Raw genomic sequence first — 23,510 nt, 5'->3', positions numbered from 1 at the left:
GAAAAGAAGCAATTGAGATCCGTTTCCTTCCGTTCTCACAACTCATACCAGTCACCTGATAAAAGGTAAACCAGATCTCCTGCCATCACGACTGAACATGAATCCATGTGAGGAGAGTAGAACATGCAAATCCAATCGTATTCCCGCTACCTATCCCCCCAGCTTCCAACTAACCAAACTGCACCTAAAATGGTGACAGGAACTAGTTTGGCATTGCCCAAGCCCGATACTGTAGACCTTCGTTCACACAAGGCACGCGAGCTACCTGCTGATGCCATTGAACATCACAGCGTCCAATTTTTCTTTAGCACAGAGATTAATGAGCGTTTGGATAAAATTTTCGCAGATAAACCACCCGAGGCTCGAAAGGGCTTTGACCACATCCTGGAGCGAAATTTTTTCAACTCCCAATCCACCTACACCGATGAAGAAAGAGCTACTTTGGTAGAAGTGGGTTTAACCCAAGGCAAATATTTGGCAGACCAATACATGACTGATGAAAAAAATGCTGCTGAATTTTTGGATACCCTCCATCTGCTTGCTGGCGTTGCCAAAACACGAAAGGTTGACCCTGCAACTGGCAGTGTCAGCTACGTAGAGCTTCCGCAAAAACCGCAGGGGGCGCCGAACGACTATGTTAATCCGTCCAAGCTGATGGAGCGGTATGACCCTGAAGCCTACAAAAAAATGCAAGCGGTCACAACCAATCAAACAGAGAAAGTAAGCATACTGATTCAATTCGTCAAAAAGCTGCAACATCGTCCAGACTGGATCGCACAATACCGGAACGAACAAGCTACACTTCTCTCTGATTTAAAAAATACAAAAATCGCTAACCGTTTTGAGAATGTAAATACAAAGGACGCTACTGACTTTGTTCGTCAAATGAATACGCTTGCTGAAAATGCTTCCGTTTCTGCCTTCACACCATTGCTACAAACGAATCTTGCCTCTTTTATGAAGATCCTAGCCAAGAAAACGAGTTAACTTCACAAAGATGATCGTCACAGCCTCCGCCCGAACTTCCCTGGGACTGGGGCTGTTTTTTCTTGTGTAGTACCAGTCTCTTTCCTTTTCCAGTTAAGGAAAGGGACTGGCAGGTGGTGGACATACTAACCCGTAAAGGAGGAGACGAACATGGATGACAATCGCGAAAACGACCTGCCTGATTTCAAACAACTGGATGACAGACTGATCGCTCAACCTCCGACTAGCCCAATAATCGCAATCCGTACCAATCTGGACAAGGAACCAAATGACGTCGACAATCCGTATGTGCAGCAAGACTCTAAACCCACTGGACAAAATAAGGGGGACGCAAATGACTGATCGCATCTCAAAGGAAAAACCGGACATGGGTTATAACGGAAGTAATATGCATGGTTATTCCCTTACACCAAAGGAAGGGACATTGGATCAAGCTGACAAGACGACTGCGGCAAAAAAAGAAAACAGGGAGAAAGAATAGTTTTTCCCCATTACGAAGAACAATTCCCCTTTGGGGAAACAGGCAGATGCTCACTTTGCCTTTTTCCTGAAGGGGATTTCTTTTGGATTTCTAACCAAGAACATGGTGAAAAAACATTTTCTTATTGACGAAATTCTATTGGAAATATATACTTTTCATGGATTTGATAATGAGAATCGTTATCAAATCTTTGCATATATAATCAGGAGGTTGCCCCATGAAATCCAGGCTCTTCAAACACATTTACAGCACAACATTAGTCACTTCTCTCCTCACAGGTGGCGCCCATATAGCTCTGGCCGCACCACTCGTGGCCACTGCTGAACAGACGGATGTTTCCCCTTTGTCGCTAGATTTCGCAGTTGAACAGGCAATTAAGAACAGCGTTGATCTGGAGGTGCTTCGGCTTGAATTAGATATTACGAAGTACGAAACATCCATCACACTGAGAGAAAAAGCAGAAATAAAAAAAGCCGATATCATGACTCTGGCTGATGCAAAAAAGAAATTCGAAGACGCTGCCAAAGCAATCAAAGAAGTAGTTGTCGATGAAGTCGCCCTGAATACGCAAAAAAACACCATACAATTACAAGTGCAAAAAGCATTCTTCGAAGTCCAATCATTAGATGCCAAAATCAAAGCGCAAAAGACAAGCTTGCAAAGACAGTACTGGTTGGACTCCCAAGAAACAGAAGCTCACAAAAATCTTGCTGCCCTTGAAGCCAGCTACAAACAAGCATTGGCCAAGCTCAACGATTTATTGAATGAAAAAGCGGACAGACAATGGAAGATGATCGCTACTGATTTGACCCAGCACGAGCTGCTTTCCTTGGAGCAATTGCAAGCAAAAGCTTATGAAAAACGTCCTGAGATGATCAAGGCACAAGCAGAAATAGACTTTGCCCAAGTAAGAATTGATTACACAGCCGAGTATTCCGCACTCAGCACATATAAAGGTACAATTGCAAAAAACGAGCACAAAAAGGCAGAACTGCAAAAACAAAAAACACAAAAGAAAATCGGTCAAGAAGTAAGTGACAACTATACGAAGGTACTGGCAGCGAAAAAGGCATTAGAGGAAAGTACAGCAAAGAAAGAAACCGCATTGGAGCGCTATCAGGCAACAATCGATCAATATAGATTAGGAAAAGCATCGATGAAAGAACTGATAAAAGACGAAGCAAACCTGTTTGACTCCGAAACAAAAGCAATCGAATCAGTTTATCAATACAATCTCGCTGCTATCACCTTGAACCAGTTGACTGGTTATTAATATTTCGCATTACGAAGGATCTCATTTATTCATTTAAAATAAAGAAGGCTTCATCCCACAGGGTGAAGCCTTTACTCATTTATTAGCCTCTCAAAAACTCCTGGCATCACCAGACGACCACCGTCTACACCAAAATCCTCTATGAACCACCAAGCCGATAGCACACTGTGGCAATACGCCCACGCTAGCACTCTCTCTTTTTGCAAAGACAGGGCCTTCGTCAGCCCATCGACCCGCTGCTTCATTACTTCTTCTACCCCATCCTCTGGCAAATGGTTCAGCAAAAACGGAATCACCTCGTATTCTGTCTCCCCGATCAGCCCTTTTGGATCAATTGCCAGCCACGGCTCTCTTTGTGCCCGCAAAATATTTTCATGATGAAGATCACCATGTAGCAGGCACTGTTCTTTTTGTGTGGAGAGAAGCTTTTTGTACCATTGCATGGCCTGCTCCACCATTTGCTCGGGAATCGGTCCTGTCCCACCTCGGAAATGAGAGCGAATCCCTACCAGTCCCACAGCCCAGTCCGCTATTGTCGGAAACGTAGACACAAGCTTACCCACTCTGGAAACGGGTGTATGCATCCTTTTGATCACGTCCGCCAAGCATTGAATTCGCTCGTCTTCATTACTCAGCTTGTCCAGTGTCTCTCCTGGCATGATGCGCTCCAAAAGCATGATGCCTTTTTCCTCGTCCGAATCGAGTAGCTGCACCATTCCCCGCCCCGCAAAAGCCCGAATTGCCGTCAGCTCTTTCTGCCAGTCCAGCCCAGGCACGCCCAGCTTCAACACGGCGTTTCTCCCATCCTCTAACACAACAGGTGCAACAAAATTATAAGAGAGTGGAAAATGCTCAAGCACTTTTAATGACCATCGTGCTTCGCATTCGGCAATCAACTCATGAAAGGAATCCAGCCAGAGACGCCCGTCTTCTTTATGTACGCCCACAACTGTTTGGGTAAAATGTGTTGGCAGTGAAATCATTAAGAATCTCCTCCTCGAACTACTTGCAAAACATCCTCTTGCATTAGCTTTCAAGCTGTTCCCTTCCCACAGCCGCGTAAGAAGAAGCGCATTTCCAGTCAAGCGCCTCTGGAGCCCAACTCAGCTCAGGAAAAAATGGCGGGGGTTTTCAGCTTCACTCATGGAATCCTTCTTTGAAACTTCAACGTTTGAAGCGCTCCCGCCATTTTTTCCTGAGCGGACAGTCAATCCCCTTGCGGGGCGTAGGCCGAAGTGCAGACTGGAAATGCGCTTCTTCCCCACCACAGCCACTCGTTAAAAAAGGGAGCAGCTTGAAAGCCGCCCCCCTTTATTTCCCGGAAAATGTTATGACATTCGTCCCATCAAGCGCTCCATACGTTCCAGCGCCTTCTTCAACTGCTCGATCGATGTTGCATAAGAACAACGGATATGCCCCTGTCCGCTTTCGCCGAACACATCTCCAGGTACAACAGCTACCTTTTCCTCCATCAGCAGCTTCTCCGCAAACTCAGAAGAGCTGAGTCCTGTAGAAGCTACAGACGGGAATGCATAGAATGCTCCGTCTGGCTCGTGGCAAGTCAATCCGATTTGACGGAATCCGTCTACCACATAATTGCGGCGCTGACGGTAGCTCTCGATCATTCGTTCCATATCAGAACGTCCATGACGCAGGGCTTCCAATGCAGCCATCTGAGCCATCGTCGGTGCACACAGCATGGTGTACTGATGGATTTTCAGCATGCCCGCAAGTAAATCAGGCGATGCGCAGACATATCCCAGACGCCATCCGGTCATCGCGAACGCTTTGGAAAAACCGGAGATGAGGATCGTCCGATCTTTCATCCCTGGCAGAGCCGCGATACTATCGTGCATTCGTCCGTAGGTAAGCTCCGCATAAATTTCATCGGAGATCACCATGAGGTCGTGCTTTTCAATGATCGGCAAAAGTGTTTTCCACTCTTCAGCCGTCATAGTCCCCCCGGTCGGGTTATTTGGATAGCAGAAAATGATTGCTTTTGTACGCGCGGTGATGTGCGACTCCAGCTCTTGTGGTGTCAGCTTGAACTGGTTTTCCATCGTTGTTTTCAGGAAAACTGGCACCCCACCAGCCAAGCGAATGACTGGTTCATAGGAGACATAGCAAGGCTCCACGACCAATACTTCATCACCCGGATCGAGAATGGCACGCAGTGCGATATCAATTGCTTCGCTGGCACCGACCGTCACGAGAATTTCTGTCTCGGGATGATAGCTGACAGAAAAACGTTCTTCCAGGTATTTCTGAATTTCCACGCGCAATGGCAGCATACCGGCATTGGATGTATAAGCTGTATGTCCACGCTCCAGGGAAGAAATCGAAGCTTCTCTCATACGCCAGGGAGTGACAAAATCAGGCTCCCCTACACCTAAAGAAATGACTCCCTCCATCGATGCTGCCAAATCGAAAAAGCGGCGAATGCCTGATGGCTTCAACGATTGAACTGTACTGGATAAACGGTTTTTGACTTTGACTTGTGTACTCACGGCGTAACCACCATCCTGTGATCTTCGTCACGATCTTCCAGCTCAATGCCATCGTGCTTGTAACGTTTCAAAATAAAGTGTGTAGCTGTTGAGACCACCGAATCGAGAGTGGACAGCTTTTGCGAAACAAAAGTAGCTACTTCTTTCATCGTTTTGCCTTCCAAAATAATTGACAAGTCATAGCTTGCACCAGACATCAAGTAAACAGCCTTCACTTCTGGGAAACGGCAGATTCGCTCCGCCACTTCATCAAAGCCGACATCGCGTTTCGGCGTCACTTTCACATCAATCATGGCGTTCACGTACGGATGATCGTCCACACGCTCCCAGTTCACCAGCGCCGGATATTTGACAATGACCTTCTCGGCTTCTAATGCTGTAATCGTCTGTTCAACAACCTCGGTCGGTTCCCCGATCATTTTTCCGATTTGCTCAGCGCTCATGCGACTGTCTTCTTCCAACAGGTGCAACAGCTCTCTTTGCTTCAAGCGATCCATGCCCCACCACTCCAGTTTTCTCTTTATTTTTGTACATAAGTGCGTGTTCAAGTAGTCGACTTTTTGAACGACGACATCATGCAAAAAGCCCCAGCAACCAGACTCATGATTTCCATGAATCTGATTGCTGAGGCGAAGGTATCGCGGTACCACTCAGCTTTTTTGCCTCTCTCACAAAAGGCAAACTCGTGCTGTCTACAAAGACATGCGCCCCATAACGTGGGCCATCCGCTGCTTTCTACTTGGCATTTTCAAAAGCAGAGCTCCAAGGTGGCTTTCAAAAAGAGTTCGCGGCTGCCCTCTCAGCTAACAGGCAACTCTCTGGACGTCAAAATCCCTTTTTTACTTTCCTTTTCACGGCTGTGTTGGTTGTTTTATTGAATGTCTCAGATTATAAATGACGTTTTCTCTCATTGTCAACCAACAACTTCTGTCTTCTGAACCTCTTTCAAACCGTTAGGCAACCAGACGCGAAACACCGTCCCTGTTCCCAAGCTGCTTTGTACGTCCATTTTTCCTCGATGATTTTCTACGATCGCTTGGGTGATCGACAGCCCCAAGCCAGCCCCTCCGCTTTTGCGTGCGCGTGAGGATTCAATCCGGTAGAAACGGTCAAATACATGCGGGACATGCTCCGGTGCGATCCCGGTTCCATTATCTCTAAACGTCAGTTCAATCCCATTGGCAATCTTGCTCAACGTAAGCTCGATCTCACCGTTCACAGGGTCAGTATGCTGAACCGCATTTTGAAACAGATTGAGAATAACTTGCTTCATTCCGTCACAGTCGAAAGTAGCCGTAACATTCTGTTCTACGCGGAAATGAACGTTTCGGTCACCGGCCAGGACCATGAGCTGCGATTCCATACTGTACACGACCGCGTCCAACTGCCCTTCTTGCAAAAGGAAAGCTGGTTCCCGATCCATCCGAGCCAGGTACAGCAAATCGTTGACGAGTTTATTCAGTCTCTCTGTCTCGCCGTGCATGCTTTTCAATGCTTTTTGCAAATGTTCGGGATTTGACGCCGCACCACGCAACAGCACCTCCAAAAAACCATGGATAGAAGTCAGCGGTGTTCGCAATTCGTGCGAGGCATCCGCCACAAAGCGTCGCATCCGCTCTCCTGCTTCTTGCTCAATTTTAAATGAGGTTTCCAGCCGCTCCAGCATTCCGTTAAAGACCGCCGATAATTGATCAATTTCCATCTGGCCTTGATCCATCGGCAGTCGTTCATCCAAATTACCCGCATTAATCCGCTCAACTGTAACCTCAATACGCGAAAGTGGGTTCAGCGTACGGCGGAGCACAGGCACGTAGGTTAACAAGCCGATAAGCAAGGCGAGTGCAGATGCAGAGAAGAAAATGATCAACTGTGGAAACAGCACTTCCCGCATCGAGCCGACAGGTGTACTCAGTTGTACGATTCCTTGCAGTTGTTCAGGTGATTTGATAGGTGCCAGCACGACCAAATAATCCTTCCCGGTGCTACCTTCCAATATTTTGTATTTAAACGTGCATACGCCACTAGCCAGGATCTCGCGGTACAAACTATCTGGAAAGCGAGGGGAATACCCTTCGCTCGGATTCGCAAACAGCTCCGTCACGTTGGCGTCGTTGTCAATAAAGGCATACTTGATATCGGGAGTACGCAAGGAAAGCAACGCGCTGACATACTGATCGTATTTCGGGAGCGTTTCCGTATCTTCCAAGACCTGATACGGAACAGTGACTGCCAGATTTAACAAGCTTTCCGCTTTGCTGCGATACAAGAACTGCTCCATCAATAAGTATTGAATCATACCGATTAGAAGCAGCAACCCGGATAAGATAAATAACGAACGAGACAACAGCTGATAACGCAAAGAGTTCGGTTCTAGGAAGGCGGCCCATTGATTGTTTCGATTCATCGTCATACAAAATCAACCCGATAGCCCGCACCTCGCAATGTGCGAATGATCCGATGCTGACGATCGTTCAGTTTGTCACGCAGGGAGCGAATATACACCTCGACAATGTTCTCCTCCCCACCGAAATCATAGCCCCACACGTTATCCAGAATCATTGGTTTACTCAAAACCAACCCGTGATTGGTCACTAAATATTTCAGCAAAGAGTATTCCGTTGGCGATAGCTCCAGAAGCGTTTCCTCGTAAGTAATTTCCTTTCGCCTGTCATCGATTTGGAAGGGGCCGAGGTGTACCTTGGAGAGCAAATGTGGGTAATGATTACGAATGCGCGCATGGATACGGGCAAGCAGCTCCTCAAAGCTAAACGGCTTGATCATATAATCATCGGCACCAAGCGTCAGCCCTTTTACCCGATCCTCTACGTCTTCTCTGGCTGTCAGCATGATCGTTGCTACATTCTGTATCTTTTTCAACATCCGACATACCTCGAAGCCGTCCATGCCTGGCATCATCACATCGAGAATGACGACATGGGGCTGATGCTCCTTCACCATGGTCACCGCAGTCATCCCATCTTGTGCCGTCAATACCTGGAAGCCTTCATTTTCAAGACCCATCTCCAAAAATTGCAGGATGGTCGGTTCATCATCGACAAGCAATATTTTAATGCCTTTGCTTAGGCTCATTTCTTTCACCTCATCTCCATTTTACCTGATCAGGCCAAGAGTAGCTGAATGTTTGCTGAATATGCACTGAGTACGAGCTGAAAGCTTTTTACAAAATCACAAACCAAAAAATGTAAATTAAATATAAAGAACGTTGATAATTCTCTTACCCTTACACTTTCAACAAACTTTCAGCCAGCTTTCAAGACCCACTCAGCTTCCTCTCTCATAATGATCCCTGCGTAGTCAAATACATACGACTCAAGTCTGAACACTTCAAAAATATGGAGGTTATCCAATAATGAAAAAGAATTCGGTTATCCTGACAGCATCAGTTGCCACGCTCGTGGTCGGTATCGGGGGCTACATGCTCTATGACTATTTCGTGGGAAACCATGTGGAGATTCAGCCTGCAGCTACGGTAACCACAGCCTCATCTACCGCTTCATCAACACCTCTGACAGCAGATCAACTGAATAAAAAATGGACAATCAATGACCAGTCCAAAGTCTATTTCTCCGTCACTACGTCGAAAGAAACGGTAAACTTTGAAATGGACGGCATTACTGGTAGCTGGAATGTGAACCTCTCTGCACCAGATCAAATGAAAGCAACAGCTTCTGCCGACTTGAATAAGCTGAACTCCGGTAATGAAAAGCGCGACACCCATATCAAATCTCCTGATTACTTTGATACCGCCGTGCACCCAACTGCTACTTTTGAAGCGAAATCTTTTGAGAACTGGCCAACTACATGGATCGAAGGACAAAAGGCTTCGTTCACCATCAATGGCGTCCTGACTGTAAGAGGAATTGCCAAAGACGTGAAAATGAATGCTGACGCGATTTATTCCCAAGGCAAACTACAGTTGGAAGGAACGTCCGTCGTAACGTTTGGTGACTTCGGATTGACCAGCCCTCATACGATCGTGGCCAAAACGGAAGAAAACATTAACATTACATTGCGACTCGCGTTGGATGCTGTTTAATCAATCGCTTTTCGCAGGTATGACTTCGAGAGACGTCTGACATTCACAGACGTCTTTTTTCACAGTTTTTTACATTGTAATATTGACATTGTTAAAATGATATCATAACATAAAAGCATGATAACTGATTCGAGCAAACGGAAAGGATGATCTTGTGAGTACGTCTCCCCTTCGAGCCAAACGCATCCACTTTCGGACCAAAAAGTACCGCTCACCGGATGGACTTCCAACAGATATTTGCCTCTTTACGATCCTTTCCATCCCGCGCCAAACAAAAACCAAATCGCTGCCACTCAAACAATTGGCCGTTCTTCTGATCAAGCGAAAAAGCGATACATTTGGAGAGCAATGGGCCTTGCCTGGCGGTTTTTCCCATGAATCGGAGACTCTGGACGAATGCGCCTATCGCGAGTTGAAAGAAGAGACGAATATCGACCGCGATGTACACATCGAGCAGTTGAAGACGTACTACAGGCCCGGAAGAGACCCTCGTGGTTGGATCCCGAGTGTTGCCTATGTCTCCCTCGTCCATGAAGATTTATTGAAGCACGCACAGGCAAACGACGATGCATCCGACGCGCGGCTATTTCCGATTGAGGAAGCTTTTGCCCTCAACCTTGCTTTTGATCATCGTGAAATTTTGACTGACGCCTTACAGCGCGTTCGTGAGCAGATGCTGCAAACGACTATCGCCAAAGCGTTTTTGCCAGATGAGTTTACCTTGAGCGAACTGCTGCAAGTGATCGAGTCCGTCGTTCCATCCTTTTCGGCAAAAGATCGCGGCAATTTTGAGCGGCGCCTGCTTGCGACAACCAGACGGCAAGGACTGCTCGAGCCAGTTCTATCGGCTGACGGACAGCCTGTCTACTCGACCGAGTTTTCGAATTCGCCAGCCAAGCTCTATCGCTTTACCGGCTTTACGCCAACTGCCATGATTTACTGAAAAAGTCCACATTCAGGAGGTTTTTTCCATGAAAGCTTTGATCGTGATCGACTACACGAATGATTTTGTCGCGACAGATGGTGCATTGACTTGTGGAGAGCCTGGTCAGGCTATTGAAGGACGCATTGGAGAATTGATCCGCGACTTCCTCGCAGAAGGCGATTTTGTCGTCATGGCAGTCGACGCTCATCGAGAGCAGGACCCGTACCACCCTGAGACAGGACTCTACCCTCCGCACAACATTATCGGTACGGCTGGCCGGAATTTGTATGGCAGCATTCAGGAGATTTACGAGGAATTCGAAGATACGATTCACTGGATGGATAAGACCCGCTACAGTGCTTTCCAAGGTACCGACCTTGCGTTATTGTTGCGGACGAGAGGTATCACTGAGGTTCATCTGGTAGGTGTCTGCACGGACATTTGTGTATTGCATACAGCGATTGAAGGCTTCTATAACGGCTTTTCTGTCGTCATCCACGAGGATGCAGTAGCGAGCTTTCTTCCAGAAGGTCACAAATGGGCTCTCGGTCACTTTCAGAACCAGCTTGGCATGACTATCCGCAAAAAATAATAGGCTCATGACGATAGGAGGCAATTTTCATGCGAATCGGCATTTATGGCAGCAGCTTTGACCCCATCACGTACAGCCATTTGTTCACGGCAGCGACCGTCGCTCACCGGAGACGACTGGACAAAGTCATTTTCGTACCATGCTCTTCAAAGCGTCATGATAAAAAATTGCAGACAGAGGACGTCCATCGCTTGCACATGCTCAAACTGGCTTTGGCGAGCAGTACACACAAAACAAACAAGTATGGAGAGCCACTTTTCGAAATTTCTACAGTCGAGATGGATGGCTTGCCAGGTGAAACCTATACGTATGATACGATGATGCACATGAAAAAGAAGTACCCAAACGACGAGCTCTTTTTCATCATGGGATCGGATTTGTTAGAGGGACTGTCGAACTGGGGCAACGCTGAAAAGCTGGTTGCAGGCTTCAATTTCATCGTGATGTCTCGTGAAGGCTATCCGACCGCTGACCTGATCGCAGAGGACGCGCTGTTGCGCAATCACGACGAGCATTTTCTCATCATGAGCAAGGGCATCAACATGGGAATCAGCTCTACCTACATCCGAGACGAAATCCGCAAGGGCGGCGACCCCAGCTTCCTGTTGCCGGATACCTGCCTACAGTACATTTATGAAAAAGGAATCTACAAAGAGCCTTACCTATAGTCCCCATAATAAAAACAGCCGAACCTGTGAAGTGTCGGCTGTTTTTGTGTCGTCTCCATTAACGATTGAGAGTATTGGCAATTGCAGGCTGTCGTATCTTTTTCTGATAGTTCACCAAGCAAATACTGCACACGATCAATACCAGACCAGCGATGAGTGAATACGTAACCGGCTCATCCATGAAAATAGTGCCCGTGACAACTGCGATGAGCGGCACGAGAAACGTAAAGGCTGCTACCTTGCTCGCTTCGCCTGCATTCACGAGCCCAAAGTAAATGACAATGGCAATCGGTACACCAAATGTAGCGCCATAGCTCAGACCGATCAAATAAGGTACATTCCAGACAATGTCGGACCAGCTCTCTACACCTGTCCCCAAAAGAGTTAAGGCCGCGCCACCAATGATACATTGCATGGCAACCATCCACAGAGAATCTACCTTGGCACTGACCTTTTTCACATAGATCACGCCCAGCGCCCACGTCAGAGCCGTCAACAAACCTAAAATGACGCCCACGATGGAAACCTGTCCAGTCAGTCCATCTGCACTGACCGCAAGTATCCCGAGGAATCCCATGATCAGCCCAATGATCTTGAGCACCGTCATGCTCTCACCCAGCCACAACCAGGCAAAGAGTCCAATCAAGATTGGCTGGAAGTACACCAGCACAGAGAATAATCCACCTGGCAAATACACGAGTCCAACCGTCTGAATGCCGTAAAAGCACAATGTATTCAGAAAGGCAGATATACAATAGCGCAACCAGTTTTCACGCCAGTTGATCTTTTTCCATTTCGGTAAAATAAATAAAGCGAGCAGAAGTCCGCCAATCAGCGAACGCATTCCTGCGAACAAAATCGGTGGCGTATAGGCGAGTGACATTTTGTAGATCGACCAGCTTAATCCCCACATCAATACCAAACTTGCAATAGCGACAACAGTCTTACCTGAAAACTTTCCCACGAGGGGCCTCCCTTTCTAGCTGCAAACTTGCTCTTATGTTTTTGTCCGCCTCTTATAGTACCACACAAAAGAAGAAGCCGGATGTTCTCACCCGGCTTTGGTTCCTGCCATATTATTGCTGCTCTTGACGAAGGAACTGGTCAAAATCATCTGTCGGAAGCGGTTTGCTGAACAAATAGCCTTGACCGTGGTCGCAGCCATTTTCCTTCAAAGCCGCTACTTGATCATGGAGCTCAATTCCCTCTGCGATGACATTCATATTGAGACTTTGCGCGATCGTAACAATCGCTTTTACAATCGCTTGACTCTCTTGGTTGTGATGAATGTCGCGAATAAACGAGGCGTCAATTTTGATCGTATCGACTGGCAAACTTTTAATATAACTAAACGAGCTATAGCCTGTCCCAAAATCATCAATCGAAATTTGGATGCCGATGTCTCGAATCTGTTGCAGGACTGCCGTCGCCTCTTCCATTTTGACAAAAATGCTCTCCGTAATCTCGAGCTCCAGCCAATCAGGAGACAGATTTGTTTCCCGAAGTATATCCTTGATCATCTCGACCAGATCTTTTTGATAGATCTGTCTTGCTGACAAATTCACAGAGACCTTCAGCGTATATCCTTGATCGTGCCAAATTTTATTTTGTTTGCACGCCTGTTTCAATATCCATTCCCCGAGTGCCAGAATCATCCCTGTCTCCTCAGCGATAGGGATAAAACGATTCGGCGGAATGATGCCAAGCTCTGGATGCACCCATCTGACGAGCGCCTCCATGCCTGTCATCGCGCTAGTCGCGATATCGATCTTGGGCTGGTAGTAAATTTGGAACTGCTCTTGTTCAATGGCTTTCCGCATCTCATTTTCCATCAAGATACGCTCCAGCGACTTCGCCTCCATCGTCGGATCGAAAAAGTCATATCCATTCTTCCCGCGCGATTTCACTGTATATAACGCCGTATCGGCCCGTTTCAACAAATCTTCAGGGTTGTCCCCATCCTGCGGGTACAAGGCGATGCCGATGCTGCACGACACGTTGAACACATGACCATCCAATTCAAACGGCCGCTGCAACTGATTCATGATCTGCTCTGCCAATGCAGTCGCTTCGTTTCGATCTTGCAACTGGTTCTGCATAATCGTAAATTCGTCTCCACCCAACCTGGCCACGACATCTCCTGGCTTGAGGCATGCCTGTAGACGCTTTGATGCTTCGATCAGCAACATATCCCCTACGTCATGACCAAACGAATCGTTCACATCCTTGAACCGATCCAAATCCAAAAACAGCACAGCCAGATTCGATTGGAAACGCTTGGCCTGCATCATTTCCTTGCTGAGCTGTTGGACATACATTCGTCGATTCGGCAGATCTGTCAACGCATCGTGATAAGCCAAGTGGTGAATCGTCTCTTCGGACTGTTTTCGGTCTGTGACGTCACGGGTAACGAGGAGCAGCTTGGTCACATTTCCTTCTTCATCCGCTATCGGATTGATTTTGCTTTCTGTCCAGATCACATCGTTTCTTTGGGTGTTAATCCGGCACTCTACCATGTACTCTTTACGTGTAGAGAAGGCATGCTGAATCGCATAAGCAAAAATATCCCGGTCATCCTCTACAATCCACTCGAACAAGTTATGGATTTCCTCATCAGGAACGGTATGCTCCCACACACGCTTGTGAGATGGGGACAAATAGAGAAACTCTCCATCCAGGTTGATGATGCTGATGATATCTGACGTGTTTTCCGCGATGATGCGATACTTTTCTTCACTCCGCTTGAGCTCGTCTTCCATCTGCTTGCGAGCCGTGATATCACTGCGAATGGAAAGGTATTGATAGATTTCGCCCGCTTGATTCTTAAATGGCACGATGGTGGTATCGACCCAATAATAGCTGCCATCTTTTGCGCGATTGCGAATTTCCCCCCGCCAGACCTGGCCAGATCGAATACAAGACCACATATCTTTAAAAAAGCCTTTCGGATGAAAACCCGAATTAAGAATACGATGGTCATTTCCAATCAATTCGCTTCGTTCGTATTTCGATATGAGGCAAAATTGCTCATTTGCCCGCAAAATTATCCCCTTATTGTCCGTAATTGCCAAGATCGTGGATTGGTCCAAAGCGTATTTGACATCTGCCAGCTCATTCACAACCATGTTCAGCTCACCATCTTTTTCACGTAGTAGCCCTACCCAATCTTGGGGTGTCAGTGAAGACATCATTTGGTTTTTCATTTCCATCACCTGCTTTGGATACAGTCAAAAAAAATGATCCTTACAGAAGGATCGTAACGTTCTGAATACAAGTTCGTTCCATTTTACCATGTTTTTCCGAAAGATCAACGAGAACAGTTACGGTAGAAATAACATTTTTGCGAAAAAAATGAACCAGCGCATGTAGACTGGCTCACTTTTTTCAACAATGGGTACGATTGAGCTGCTTCCCTTACAAGCGGGCAAGAATGCTGCGATTGAGGTCTGCGACAGAATTACTGCCAGACAGTGCCATCGCGACGTCAAATTCATGGATGAGTGTATCTAAGACACTCGCTACGCCCTGCTCTCCGGCCACAGCCAGTCCATACAGGAATGGACGACCAATCAGGATGGCATCGGCTCCTAAAGCAATCGCTTTAACGACATCTGCTCCTGTACGCACGCCACTGTCGAGCAAGACAGGTATTTTGCCAGCTACCACCTCGGCAATCGCTGGCAACGCATCCAGCGTAGAAATGGCGCCGTCCATCTGCCGCCCTCCGTGATTGGAAACGATGATTCCATCGACACCATGCTCTAAAGCAAGTCGCGCATCATCCGGATGCAAAATGCCTTTTACCAAAATCGGTAGACGAGTATGCTCACGCAAAAAGGCGATATCGTTCCAATTGAGTGCTGGATGATAAATGTTTTTCAACACTTCTTCTACTGCATTTTCTGGCGTAACCTCAGGAAGTCGCGAGCAAAAAACAGGGTCTGTCAAGTAATTCGCCAGTCCTTTTCCTTCCCGCAGTGGCGAATACCCGTTGCGGAAGTCTCTGCGCTTCCACCCTAGCATAACGGTATCTACCGTGAGGACAATGGCAGAATAGCCAGACTTTTCTGCTCGTCTGACCATGCTCGCAGAAACCTCTCGATCATTCGACCAATAGAGCTGAAACCAACGATAGGCATCACCCATCACTTCGGCAATATGCTCGAGTGAGTGAGCGGAAACTGTACTGGCTACGAACGGCACTCCGGCTGATGCAGCCGCCCTGGCAGACGCCAGCTCTCCATCGGGATGTGAAATCGTCTGCATGCCTACAGGTGCCAAAAAGATCGGAGTGCGCAACGCTTGATTGTACATCGAAATACCAAGGGTGCGATTCGTCACATCCCGCATCATCCGCGGAATGATTGCCCAACGGGAAAAAGCTGTCCGGTTTTCTACCAGCGTTTCCTCTGCCCCTGATCCCCCGGCAACATAATCAAATGGCCCATCCGGCAAAACCTCGCGTGCCTTTTTCTCCCAATCCTCAATCGAAATCGGCAGTGCCTGCGTGTCCTTGTTCACACGGGTAAATAAGAGTGATTCCTCATTTGTTTTCGTCATCTGGTTTGCTTCCTTTCTGCGATCGTCTTTCATCTTTTTTATCTCAATTCACATAAATTCGCAATAGTCTTACTCTGAATTCTATTATCGAGCTTGTCCACTTTCACACGTGCCTTTTTCAAGGCTACTTTTTCTTTTTGCCTTTTCGAGATGCTCGACGGCTCCGTTTCTTTGTCTTCACTGTCTTCATTCCAGCCGCTCCTGAACCTATCCATGTATTGGTTTGGCTGTTTTCATTAATGACCTTTACTACGTTTCCACTATTGTTTCCACCCGAACCGGAAAACGCTTTGGTTACGCTTTTCGGAGAGTTGTTTGCCGTATCGCCAAAGTTGATATTCCCGACATTGTTGGTAATGGTCACCGTGCCCACAAAAGTCGGCAAAACTCCTCCCTCCCCGTCGCGTAATGGCTTATTCCCATCATATTCGATCGGTTTTGCGCCCGCTTGGACGATGGTTGAGGGCATTTGTCCGATGTAGTCTTGTGAAAAAAAATCTCCCCGAGTAGACAAATCTACGCGAGGAGAAAGAACTGTTTATTGTGCGGTATAACCGCCGTCGACCAGCAGGCTTGTCCCTGTGACGAAGGAAGCATCGTCGCTGGCGAGGAACAGAACAGCCTTGGCGACTTCTTCTGGTTTCCCCAAACGTCCCATTGGATGCAACCCGATCAGGTGCTCATTCAAGGCTTCATTGCGCCCAGCAATCAGTGGTGTATCAATGTAGCCTGGGCAGACAGCATTTACGCGAATCCCTTGCTTCGCATACGTAAGTCCCAGTGTCTGGGTCAGGAGCTTCACGCCACCTTTGGCGGAAGAGTATGCTGTTACACCTGCTTTTCCGGCATGGCTATGGATCGAGCCGCAGTTGACAATCGCGCCGCCAGTCCCTTGCGCCAGCATTTGCTCGATGACGTATTTATCACACAAAAACACGCCGGTCAGATTAATATCAATCGTTCTTTGCCAGTCATCCATGCTCAACAAATGACTAGGTGCGTCTTTTGCGATACCCGCATTGGCAAACAGAATATCTACCTTTCCGTACTTTTCTACAGTGGCACTTACCATGTTTTTTACTTCGTCTTCTTTCGTTACGTCCGTTTTCACGAACAACGCATCGAAGCCCGCTTGATTCAGCTCTTCCGCCAATTCATTTCCACGTGGGGAGAAGTCAGCAATCACTACTTTCGCCCCTTCTTTCGCGAAGAGACGGACGGTCGTTTCACCGATTCCACTTGCTCCACCTGTTACGATCGCGACTTTATTTTCCAGTCTCATGGATAACTCCTCCTATTTTCGAAAAGGGTATTCGTACCGTTTTATCGCGCTGTTGCACCACCATCGATGACGAATTCCGCTCCTGTGACATGGGAAGACTCGTCAGAAGCGAGGAACAGCACCATATTGGCTACATCCTCGACAGTTCCAAGTCGGCCTGTTGGAGTAGCTTGTGCCAGCTCTGCTTTGGAATGCTTTGTCGTTTCCGAAGCATAGGACACCATGTTTGTATCGATATAGCCAGGATGAATCGAGTTCACGCGCACACCTTGTGCCGCATACTCCATCGCTGCATCTTTAGTCATGATGCGAACCGCTCCCTTGCTCGCTCCGTACAAGACGTGACCCGGTGCACCAAAAAGCCCAGCAATGGAAGAGGCATTGATGACAGAACCACCTTGTTGTTTTGCCATGAGTGGCATCACATGCTTCATTCCCAAAAAGACGCCCGTTACATTAATCGCCATGAGACGATTCCATTCCTCTATGGTAATCTCCGCTAATGGTTTAATGATATAAATACCTGCATTGTTGAACAGGATATCTACTTTCTCGTATTGTTCTACAGTGGTTGCCACTACTTGCTGCCATTGCTCTTCACGGCTTACATCATGCGCAATCGCAATGGCTTTACCACCCGCATCCTTGATTTCGGCTACCGTCTGAGAGGCACTTTCCAGATTGATATCGGTAACGACTACTTTCGCACCTTCCTTGGCAAAACGAATCGCCGTTGTTTTTCCGATTCCTGTTCCGCCACCCGAAATGATCGCTACTTTCCCTTCGAGTCTCGCCATTGTAAACGCCTCCATTTATGATGTCTTTTGTACCTGATCTCTTGCCTTGCTTTCATTATAGGACTCTTTTATATTAAAAAATATGTAAACATACTTACCCTTCCTTAAGTACGACTAAAGGATGTGCTGTTACCAAATGCATCTGGAACAACTGGAATATATCGTAGAAATAGCGAAGGCAGGCTCCTTGACCAAAGCCGCCCAGAACAAGCATGTGACCCTCTCCGCCATCAGCCAATCGCTCTCCAGTCTGGAAGCAGAGCTGGGCGTTACTCTTTTTACACGTTCGCGTCTTGGAGCAGTACCGACCCCAGAAGGGCGCATTATCATCAAAAAAGCATTTGAAGCCTTGGGAAAGATCCAGGAGATCTTGGAGGAAGCACAAAACTACACGAACTCGTTGAGCGGAGAGTTGAGGCTCGCCACGATTCCCGGTCCCATGAATCTTTTGGTCGATGCCGTCGCGAGCTTTAAAAAAGATTATCCTTACATCCGTACCGAAATTGCAGAAAAAGGCACACAGGAGATCTTAGAGGACATTCTTCAGGACAAGCTGGACATTGGTCTGGTCATTATTCACGAGAACCTGCTCAAAAAGAGCGAGGGCCTCGGCTTGGTGTTCGAACAGCTACTAGAGGGAAAAATGGTCGTTGGTGTGGGCAAAAACTCGCCGCTTGCCTATCAGGATTCCGTCACACCTGAAGAGCTTCGCAAGCAATCCTTCGTCCTGTACAACGACGACTACGTCAAATGGTTCGTAGAGGATTTTGCCGCTACTTATGGTCCCGTCGACATTTTGTTTACGTCGAACAACACAGAAGCACTCCGCAATGCAATCCGGCAAAATCTCGCGGTAACCATCGGACTGGACTACTCTTTTGTTCATGAACCTCATTTGCAAGACTCCGATTCAATCACGCTTGATTTGGATATTCCGTATCAACAACCCATCTATTACGGCTGGGTGCGTTCGGAGGAACGGCATTATTCCCGGATTTCGATGAACTTTATCAATCGGCTCCAATACGATTTAAAAAGCAAGAAATACCCACCCACTCTTTAGCAAAAAAAGGCTGCCGCTTCATTTTCGCGGACAGCCTTTTTCAAATCGTTCATGGCGATGGTGATCAAATGAAATTTGCGGAAAGATTTTTGGTTCTATGCAATTATTGACAATAATAAAATAGGTAATATAGACTATATTCGACAACATTTTTCATGAGTCTACATACTTTCGGATGATCATTTCTTTCTACACACAACCATATGATAGGTCCATAGAACGAAGAAAAAAGAAGATTTTCACTTTTTTGGAGCAGGTTGCTTTTCATTCGTGACTTCATTCTCTCTAACAGGAGGCACTTACATGCTTGCCGACTTTCCGATGATCGTTCTGAATACGGTTCTCTTAGCCTATTTTGCAATCGGTGTGCTATTTTTGTATTCCGAATCCAAATTTTTGCGTAAAATGAAGACTCGTAGAAATAGATAAACCGATTTTTAGATAAAGGAGTTTGCACGTACATTGAGATCTTTTTTCCGCCAATTTCTGCCACGACAGAATCAACCCCAAGAAATTACCTACAAGGAACTGGATTCGAAATTGATCAAAGCTGCTCGCTACGATCTGTCTGCAAGCCACCTCTATATCCGTTTTCACGATGGACGCGAGGTCGTTTACTGTCGGGTCACTCCTTACGCTTACAATGCGTTTTTAAATGCTGACTCGTTCAGCGATCATTTTCATTCGTTCATCAGCCAACGCTACTTGAACTATCAGGTGATGTAGCCTGTCTATACAAAAATGCCCTCAGTCTGTCTTCTCGACTCTGAGGGCATTTGTTGTTGATCTTTTCTATTTTAATGCACGATGCAAAAAAGATTTGGTCCGCTCAAATTTAGCGTTTGTAAACAATTGCTCAGGCGTCCCCGACTCTACGAATTCCCCGTTGTCCATAAACATAATTTGGTTCGCTACCTCGCGCGCGAATCCCATCTCATGCGTCACAACCATCATCGTAATATGCTCCTGGGCAAGCTGCTTGATGACTTGCAGGACCTCACCCGTCAGTTCGGGATCGAGCGCAGACGTAGGCTCGTCAAACAACAAGATTTGCGGATTCATCATCAGTGCTCTGGCGATCGCCACACGCTGCTTCTGTCCGCCTGAGAGCTTCGCCGGATACGCGTCTGCCTTATCAGACAGGCCGACCTTTTCCAAGAGATCTGCACTCTTTCTGCGGATGTCCTGGGGCGCCTCACCTTTGACTACGCGTGGTGCGATCTCCAGATTTTCTTTTACTGTGAGATGAGGAAACAGATTAAAATGCTGAAAGACCATGCCCATTCTCGATGTGATCTGCTTGATTTCCTGGTTACTGGTGTAAACGCCGTCCTTCACCAAATAATCATCCTGCACACGAATGCTGCCGCCATTCACCTGCTCCAGATTGACCAAGCTGCGCAGCATTGTGCTTTTACCGGAGCCAGATGGTCCAATGACCGCTACGACTTCGTTCTTTTTCACCGAAAACGAGACATCTCGCAAAACTTCCTGATTGCCAAACGATTTCTTTAGATTCGATACTTGAATGATATCCATATTGCGCCAGCCCTTTATTCGAATTTGAACCTTTTCTCCAGCCACTTAAAGAACAACGTTAACAATAGCGTCATCAACAAATAAATGATTCCCGCAATAAAAAACGGAACGATGGTAAAATCGCGATTCACAGCCGTTTGTGCAAAGTGAAGCAATTCTGGGACGGCAACTGCATAGAGCAACGCGGTGTCTTTTACGAGCGTAATGGATTCATTTGCGACGGCAGGTAAAGCCACGCGAAACATTTGCGGCAAAATAATCTTGTTGGTCGTCTGCCATTTGCTAAAGCCGAGGACCTGCGCCGCCTCGTACTGTCCTTTGTCGATCGACAGCAGTCCTCCACGGAAAATCTCCGCGAAATACGCTGCGTAGTTCAGTACAAAGCCGAGGCATGCAGCTACGAATCGATCCATAACCAAGTATTCTCCGATCACTGGCAAGAGGGGGAGGCCAAAGACAAAAAACAATAGCTGTAATAATAGAGGCGTTCCACGCATGACATACACATAGGTGTGCGCGAACCAAGACAGACCTCTGTTGCTGCTATTCGCCATTAAGGTAATGAGAAATCCCAATGGAATTGATGCCAGGATAGCGATGAAGAACAGCAACACCGTCATCTGCGCCCCTTCTAGCATGGGCACGGTAATGGAGATAATATAGTCTAAGCTCATCTGGTATGCTCCTAATCCTTATAATAAAGCGTGGCTTCGCCAATCATTCGGCGAAGCCATCGTATCTTCCGTTTATTTCAACACGCGATTTTCGCCAAACCATTTTTCCGATATTTTAGCTGCTGTTCCATCCTGATTCATGGTATCCAACGCTTTTTGCAGTTCGTTCAATAACGCTTCATTCCCTTTTTTGACGCCAACTCCATACTCCTCGGGTGCAAGCGATTCTTCCAACAGCTTAAAGGTTCCAGGTTCTTTTGCCATGTAGTAATCGGCTACAATCTGGTCGATGACAACTGCTTCCACGCGGCCAATCTTCATATCGCTCAATGCCAGTACATTATCTGGGTACTCGGTAATTGATTTGACCTGATTTTTCATGTCACTTGCATTGACAGCGTCAGCTGCGGAAGACAGCTTTTGCAATCCAATTCCTTTACCGGCCAAGTCTGACAGCTTGGTCAAGTTGCTATTTGCCATCGTAACAACTACTTGCGCGTTTTTCAGATAAGGCTTGGTAAAGAGAACCTTTTCTTTTCTCTCATCTGTAATCGTATATCCATTCCAGATCAAGTCGATACGACCGCTGTTTAGCTCAGACTCTTTTGCACTCCAATCGATTGGTTGAAACTCGACTTGTTTTCCCATCTTTTCGCTGGCTGCACGCGCGTAATCAATATCAAAACCGACTAGCTCATTTTTTTCATCCCGGAATCCCATTGGTGCGAACTTATCGTCAATACCGATAATCAGCTTGTTCGCGTCAGCGCCAGTTTTTGCGCTGGAACAGCCCACTACCAATGAAACTATTGCACTCAACAGCAATGACATCCATGCTATTTTCTTCATCGTGATGATCCCCCTCGTTTCCCTACTCTACATTTTACTCTGATAAAGTGGTAATACGTTAACAAGGTATCATGATAGCACATTAGCAAGGAATAGTCGATACTTTAGTAAACAAAAGCACCCTAGAAATATACGCCAAATGAATGAGAAAAATGCCCGACTAGCAGATGCATGTCTTTTTCTTTTTTCCGACACTCCCTCGTTCCTCTATCTTTTTGATATACTCAGTAGCCAACGGAACCTTGCACGCTGTCTGTCCGACGTCTACATGTACTTTGCCAATCGCTGCGGCCACTTCCAACGCCTCCTGATGAAGTTCCGGTACATACGCACCTACTGAAATAACGAATTGATTCATGGTGTACCGGACGCGATTTTGTTCCTGATGAATCGTCGCCTTCACTCTCACGAGGAGCCGTTTGATTTCTTCTTTATCTAGCTGTTTATCTGGAGTAATCGATAAATAGTTCGAATACGTATTCCACCCACATGTAGCTACCATCTCTTCCTTTGACTCGATCCATTCCCGTGCCAACTCCATAGCAAAATGACTCTCAGCAGCTACACTCGCAACCGTATATTCGGCGGGCGCGTACCATGACGCTTCCTTGACCCAAGCCTGTAGCCGCTCTTTTGTCATGCTCTTCGGGTCAACCGTCAATCCGGCCAAGTACATGGCGTCGTAGTTTCCCGTATCGTACAGCGCCTGGACGAGCTGCTGATCACGCTTTACCTCCTTGACCAGCTTCTTCATATCACCGACTCGCACGCCAAACAAAGGCTCCTTTGCACCATGCCGCAATAACGTTTTTTTCGTCTGCTCTGTCCCCATCGCTTCGAGCTGCTGCATGACTTCTTCCAGCGTCATCTTGCCACCCTCCTTTTTCTTCTATTAAATAGGATAACCAGCAGCGGTGCCTCCAACACGAAAAAGCCCTCCACATTCAAAGGAGAGCTTTTTCGTGTTAGAGCTTGACACTCTTTTCCTATTCTTACGCCTGATCGCGTACTCTGATATACAAAACATTTCTCACGTTAATGACAACATCATCATACTGGAGCCATCCGTCGTTTTGATTCGCGACCATTTGAATGATCTCTTCCGGTTCCGTCGTCTCGATGCTAATCATTTCACCGCCTCCGGAAAAGTAAAATTGAATCACTTTTACTTCCTTCATCAAAATCCCCTCCTATTCCTTCTAGTTATCGGATAGTTGGAAAATTTTTGTTACCGGTGATTTTTATGTATACTTTTA

27 protein-coding genes and 1 other annotated feature are annotated in these 23,510 nt (G+C 46.9%); of the genes, 11 read left to right on the top strand and 16 right to left on the bottom strand.

All coding sequences use genetic code 11. The features are described 5' to 3' along the window. Positions 1-123: 123 nt before the first annotated feature. From AB432_RS06200 to AB432_RS06190, 4 genes are all read left to right on the top strand, one after another. On the top strand, positions 124-987 hold the full coding sequence (locus AB432_RS06200) for a hypothetical protein (protein ID WP_048031492.1): 864 nt from the start codon (positions 124-126) through the stop codon (positions 985-987). Positions 988-1,137: 150 nt separating this feature from the next. After that, a complete protein-coding gene (locus AB432_RS06195) occupies positions 1,138-1,329 on the top strand; it encodes a hypothetical protein (protein ID WP_048031491.1) in 192 nt (63 codons plus the stop codon). Then, positions 1,322-1,468 (top strand): hypothetical protein, encoded by a 147-nt coding sequence (locus AB432_RS30670; protein ID WP_201265916.1) that lies wholly within the window; start codon positions 1,322-1,324, stop codon positions 1,466-1,468. Before AB432_RS06195 ends, AB432_RS30670 begins: the two co-directional genes overlap by 8 nt. Before the next feature lie 217 nt (positions 1,469-1,685). Further along, positions 1,686-2,741 (top strand): TolC family protein, encoded by a 1,056-nt coding sequence (locus AB432_RS06190; RefSeq protein ID WP_048031490.1) that lies wholly within the window; start codon positions 1,686-1,688, stop codon positions 2,739-2,741. Positions 2,742-2,812: 71 nt separating this feature from the next. Here AB432_RS06190 and AB432_RS06185 read toward each other — a convergent pair whose 3' ends face one another. From AB432_RS06185 to AB432_RS06165, 5 genes are all read right to left on the bottom strand, one after another. Continuing rightward, positions 2,813-3,724, bottom strand: a complete 912-nt coding sequence (locus AB432_RS06185; RefSeq protein WP_048031489.1) for an aminoglycoside phosphotransferase family protein — start codon at positions 3,722-3,724, stop codon at positions 2,813-2,815. Positions 3,725-4,069: 345 nt separating this feature from the next. After that, positions 4,070-5,248 carry an aminotransferase gene (locus AB432_RS06180; protein ID WP_048031488.1) on the bottom strand — a complete coding sequence of 393 codons (1,179 nt, stop codon included), beginning with the start codon at positions 5,246-5,248 and terminating at the stop codon, positions 4,070-4,072. Further along, positions 5,245-5,745 (bottom strand): Lrp/AsnC family transcriptional regulator, encoded by a 501-nt coding sequence (locus AB432_RS06175; RefSeq protein ID WP_048035717.1) that lies wholly within the window; start codon positions 5,743-5,745, stop codon positions 5,245-5,247. The genes AB432_RS06180 and AB432_RS06175 overlap by 4 nt, the downstream gene beginning before the upstream one ends. A 125-nt stretch (positions 5,746-5,870) precedes the next feature. After that, positions 5,871-6,112: a binding site (T-box leader), on the bottom strand. A 49-nt stretch (positions 6,113-6,161) separates the two neighbouring features. Beyond that, on the bottom strand, positions 6,162-7,658 hold the full coding sequence (locus AB432_RS06170; protein WP_048031487.1) for a sensor histidine kinase: 1,497 nt from the start codon (positions 7,656-7,658) through the stop codon (positions 6,162-6,164). Beyond that, entirely contained in the window at positions 7,655-8,338 is a 684-nt protein-coding gene (locus tag AB432_RS06165; protein WP_048031486.1) for a response regulator transcription factor, read from the bottom strand. Before AB432_RS06165 ends, AB432_RS06170 begins: the two co-directional genes overlap by 4 nt. A 280-nt stretch (positions 8,339-8,618) precedes the next feature. Between AB432_RS06165 and AB432_RS06160 the strand changes: the two genes are divergently transcribed. The 4 genes from AB432_RS06160 to nadD all read left to right on the top strand — a co-directional run bounded on the left by AB432_RS06160 (position 8,619) and on the right by nadD (position 11,490). Beyond that, positions 8,619-9,305: a YceI family protein gene (locus AB432_RS06160; RefSeq protein ID WP_048031485.1), complete on the top strand. Its 687-nt coding sequence runs from the start codon at positions 8,619-8,621 to the stop codon at positions 9,303-9,305. Positions 9,306-9,459: 154 nt separating this feature from the next. Then, positions 9,460-10,248: an NUDIX hydrolase gene (locus AB432_RS06155; RefSeq protein ID WP_048031484.1), complete on the top strand. Its 789-nt coding sequence runs from the start codon at positions 9,460-9,462 to the stop codon at positions 10,246-10,248. Positions 10,249-10,276: 28 nt separating this feature from the next. Further along, positions 10,277-10,822: a cysteine hydrolase family protein gene (locus tag AB432_RS06150; protein WP_048031483.1), complete on the top strand. Its 546-nt coding sequence runs from the start codon at positions 10,277-10,279 to the stop codon at positions 10,820-10,822. A gap of 29 nt (positions 10,823-10,851) precedes the next feature. Next, positions 10,852-11,490, top strand: coding sequence for a nicotinate-nucleotide adenylyltransferase (gene nadD, locus AB432_RS06145; protein WP_048031482.1), 639 nt, complete (start codon positions 10,852-10,854; stop codon positions 11,488-11,490). Positions 11,491-11,548: 58 nt separating this feature from the next. Here the strand turns inward: nadD and AB432_RS06140 are convergent, their stop codons facing one another. The 6 genes from AB432_RS06140 to AB432_RS06115 all read right to left on the bottom strand — a co-directional run bounded on the left by AB432_RS06140 (position 11,549) and on the right by AB432_RS06115 (position 18,129). Beyond that, positions 11,549-12,454, bottom strand: coding sequence for a DMT family transporter (locus AB432_RS06140; protein WP_048031481.1), 906 nt, complete (start codon positions 12,452-12,454; stop codon positions 11,549-11,551). Between the two features lie 112 nt (positions 12,455-12,566). Beyond that, complete coding sequence (locus AB432_RS06135; RefSeq protein WP_048031480.1) at positions 12,567-14,693, bottom strand: bifunctional diguanylate cyclase/phosphodiesterase; 2,127 nt, start codon at positions 14,691-14,693, stop codon at positions 12,567-12,569. 211 nt (positions 14,694-14,904) lie between these two features. Then, positions 14,905-16,050, bottom strand: coding sequence for an alpha-hydroxy-acid oxidizing protein (locus AB432_RS06130; RefSeq protein ID WP_048035716.1), 1,146 nt, complete (start codon positions 16,048-16,050; stop codon positions 14,905-14,907). Between the two features lie 124 nt (positions 16,051-16,174). Continuing rightward, positions 16,175-16,519: a spore germination protein gene (locus AB432_RS06125; RefSeq protein WP_235617627.1), complete on the bottom strand. Its 345-nt coding sequence runs from the start codon at positions 16,517-16,519 to the stop codon at positions 16,175-16,177. A 69-nt stretch (positions 16,520-16,588) separates the two neighbouring features. Then, entirely contained in the window at positions 16,589-17,332 is a 744-nt protein-coding gene (locus AB432_RS06120; RefSeq protein ID WP_048031479.1) for an SDR family NAD(P)-dependent oxidoreductase, read from the bottom strand. A 41-nt stretch (positions 17,333-17,373) separates the two neighbouring features. After that, positions 17,374-18,129, bottom strand: coding sequence for an SDR family NAD(P)-dependent oxidoreductase (locus AB432_RS06115; RefSeq protein WP_048031478.1), 756 nt, complete (start codon positions 18,127-18,129; stop codon positions 17,374-17,376). A gap of 136 nt (positions 18,130-18,265) precedes the next feature. On the opposite strand from AB432_RS06115, the gene AB432_RS06110 reads away from it, so the two are divergent. The 3 genes from AB432_RS06110 (at position 18,266) to AB432_RS06105 (ending at position 19,918) form a co-directional block, all read left to right on the top strand. Further along, positions 18,266-19,192 carry a LysR family transcriptional regulator gene (locus tag AB432_RS06110; protein WP_048031477.1) on the top strand — a complete coding sequence of 309 codons (927 nt, stop codon included), beginning with the start codon at positions 18,266-18,268 and terminating at the stop codon, positions 19,190-19,192. A gap of 303 nt (positions 19,193-19,495) precedes the next feature. After that, positions 19,496-19,621 carry a hypothetical protein gene (locus AB432_RS31265; RefSeq protein WP_007726770.1) on the top strand — a complete coding sequence of 42 codons (126 nt, stop codon included), beginning with the start codon at positions 19,496-19,498 and terminating at the stop codon, positions 19,619-19,621. Positions 19,622-19,654: 33 nt separating this feature from the next. Further along, a complete protein-coding gene (locus AB432_RS06105) occupies positions 19,655-19,918 on the top strand; it encodes a KTSC domain-containing protein (RefSeq protein ID WP_048031476.1) in 264 nt (87 codons plus the stop codon). A 66-nt stretch (positions 19,919-19,984) separates the two neighbouring features. On the opposite strand, the gene AB432_RS06100 is transcribed toward AB432_RS06105, so the two are convergent. From AB432_RS06100 to AB432_RS06080, 5 genes are all read right to left on the bottom strand, one after another. Continuing rightward, positions 19,985-20,731 carry an amino acid ABC transporter ATP-binding protein gene (locus AB432_RS06100; protein ID WP_048031475.1) on the bottom strand — a complete coding sequence of 249 codons (747 nt, stop codon included), beginning with the start codon at positions 20,729-20,731 and terminating at the stop codon, positions 19,985-19,987. 14 nt (positions 20,732-20,745) lie between these two features. After that, complete coding sequence (locus AB432_RS06095; protein ID WP_017251947.1) at positions 20,746-21,405, bottom strand: amino acid ABC transporter permease; 660 nt, start codon at positions 21,403-21,405, stop codon at positions 20,746-20,748. A 72-nt stretch (positions 21,406-21,477) separates the two neighbouring features. After that, positions 21,478-22,254, bottom strand: coding sequence for an amino acid ABC transporter substrate-binding protein (locus AB432_RS06090; protein ID WP_048031474.1), 777 nt, complete (start codon positions 22,252-22,254; stop codon positions 21,478-21,480). 160 nt (positions 22,255-22,414) lie between these two features. Further along, on the bottom strand, positions 22,415-23,122 hold the full coding sequence (locus tag AB432_RS06085; RefSeq protein WP_048031473.1) for a DNA alkylation repair protein: 708 nt from the start codon (positions 23,120-23,122) through the stop codon (positions 22,415-22,417). Positions 23,123-23,246: 124 nt separating this feature from the next. Continuing rightward, positions 23,247-23,432 (bottom strand): hypothetical protein, encoded by a 186-nt coding sequence (locus AB432_RS06080; RefSeq protein WP_048031472.1) that lies wholly within the window; start codon positions 23,430-23,432, stop codon positions 23,247-23,249. Positions 23,433-23,510 lie beyond the last annotated feature (78 nt).

Source organism: Brevibacillus brevis (genome assembly GCF_001039275.2).
Taxonomy (GTDB): domain Bacteria; phylum Bacillota; class Bacilli; order Brevibacillales; family Brevibacillaceae; genus Brevibacillus; species Brevibacillus brevis_C.
The sequence above is the reverse complement of the archived record's forward strand: the minus strand, read 5'-3'. Positions and strand labels throughout refer to the sequence as shown.

Coding starts and splice junctions, on each gene's coding strand:
- AB432_RS06200 (WP_048031492.1), top strand. CDS start 124: ATGCAAATCCAATCGTATTCCCGCTACCTATCCCCCCAGCTTCCAACT.
- AB432_RS06195 (WP_048031491.1), top strand. CDS start 1,138: ATGGATGACAATCGCGAAAACGACCTGCCTGATTTCAAACAACTGGAT.
- AB432_RS30670 (WP_201265916.1), top strand. CDS start 1,322: ATGACTGATCGCATCTCAAAGGAAAAACCGGACATGGGTTATAACGGA.
- AB432_RS06190 (WP_048031490.1), top strand. CDS start 1,686: ATGAAATCCAGGCTCTTCAAACACATTTACAGCACAACATTAGTCACT.
- AB432_RS06185 (WP_048031489.1), bottom strand. CDS start 3,724: ATGATTTCACTGCCAACACATTTTACCCAAACAGTTGTGGGCGTACAT.
- AB432_RS06175 (WP_048035717.1), bottom strand. CDS start 5,745: ATGGATCGCTTGAAGCAAAGAGAGCTGTTGCACCTGTTGGAAGAAGAC.
- AB432_RS06170 (WP_048031487.1), bottom strand. CDS start 7,658: ATGACGATGAATCGAAACAATCAATGGGCCGCCTTCCTAGAACCGAAC.
- AB432_RS06165 (WP_048031486.1), bottom strand. CDS start 8,338: ATGAGCCTAAGCAAAGGCATTAAAATATTGCTTGTCGATGATGAACCG.
- AB432_RS06160 (WP_048031485.1), top strand. CDS start 8,619: ATGAAAAAGAATTCGGTTATCCTGACAGCATCAGTTGCCACGCTCGTG.
- AB432_RS06150 (WP_048031483.1), top strand. CDS start 10,277: ATGAAAGCTTTGATCGTGATCGACTACACGAATGATTTTGTCGCGACA.
- nadD (WP_048031482.1), top strand. CDS start 10,852: ATGCGAATCGGCATTTATGGCAGCAGCTTTGACCCCATCACGTACAGC.
- AB432_RS06135 (WP_048031480.1), bottom strand. CDS start 14,693: ATGAAAAACCAAATGATGTCTTCACTGACACCCCAAGATTGGGTAGGG.
- AB432_RS06130 (WP_048035716.1), bottom strand. CDS start 16,050: ATGACGAAAACAAATGAGGAATCACTCTTATTTACCCGTGTGAACAAG.
- AB432_RS06125 (WP_235617627.1), bottom strand. CDS start 16,519: ATGCCCTCAACCATCGTCCAAGCGGGCGCAAAACCGATCGAATATGAT.
- AB432_RS06120 (WP_048031479.1), bottom strand. CDS start 17,332: ATGAGACTGGAAAATAAAGTCGCGATCGTAACAGGTGGAGCAAGTGGA.
- AB432_RS06115 (WP_048031478.1), bottom strand. CDS start 18,129: ATGGCGAGACTCGAAGGGAAAGTAGCGATCATTTCGGGTGGCGGAACA.
- AB432_RS06110 (WP_048031477.1), top strand. CDS start 18,266: ATGCATCTGGAACAACTGGAATATATCGTAGAAATAGCGAAGGCAGGC.
- AB432_RS31265 (WP_007726770.1), top strand. CDS start 19,496: ATGCTTGCCGACTTTCCGATGATCGTTCTGAATACGGTTCTCTTAGCC.
- AB432_RS06100 (WP_048031475.1), bottom strand. CDS start 20,731: ATGGATATCATTCAAGTATCGAATCTAAAGAAATCGTTTGGCAATCAG.
- AB432_RS06095 (WP_017251947.1), bottom strand. CDS start 21,405: ATGAGCTTAGACTATATTATCTCCATTACCGTGCCCATGCTAGAAGGG.
- AB432_RS06090 (WP_048031474.1), bottom strand. CDS start 22,254: ATGAAGAAAATAGCATGGATGTCATTGCTGTTGAGTGCAATAGTTTCA.
- AB432_RS06085 (WP_048031473.1), bottom strand. CDS start 23,122: ATGACGCTGGAAGAAGTCATGCAGCAGCTCGAAGCGATGGGGACAGAG.
- AB432_RS06080 (WP_048031472.1), bottom strand. CDS start 23,432: ATGAAGGAAGTAAAAGTGATTCAATTTTACTTTTCCGGAGGCGGTGAA.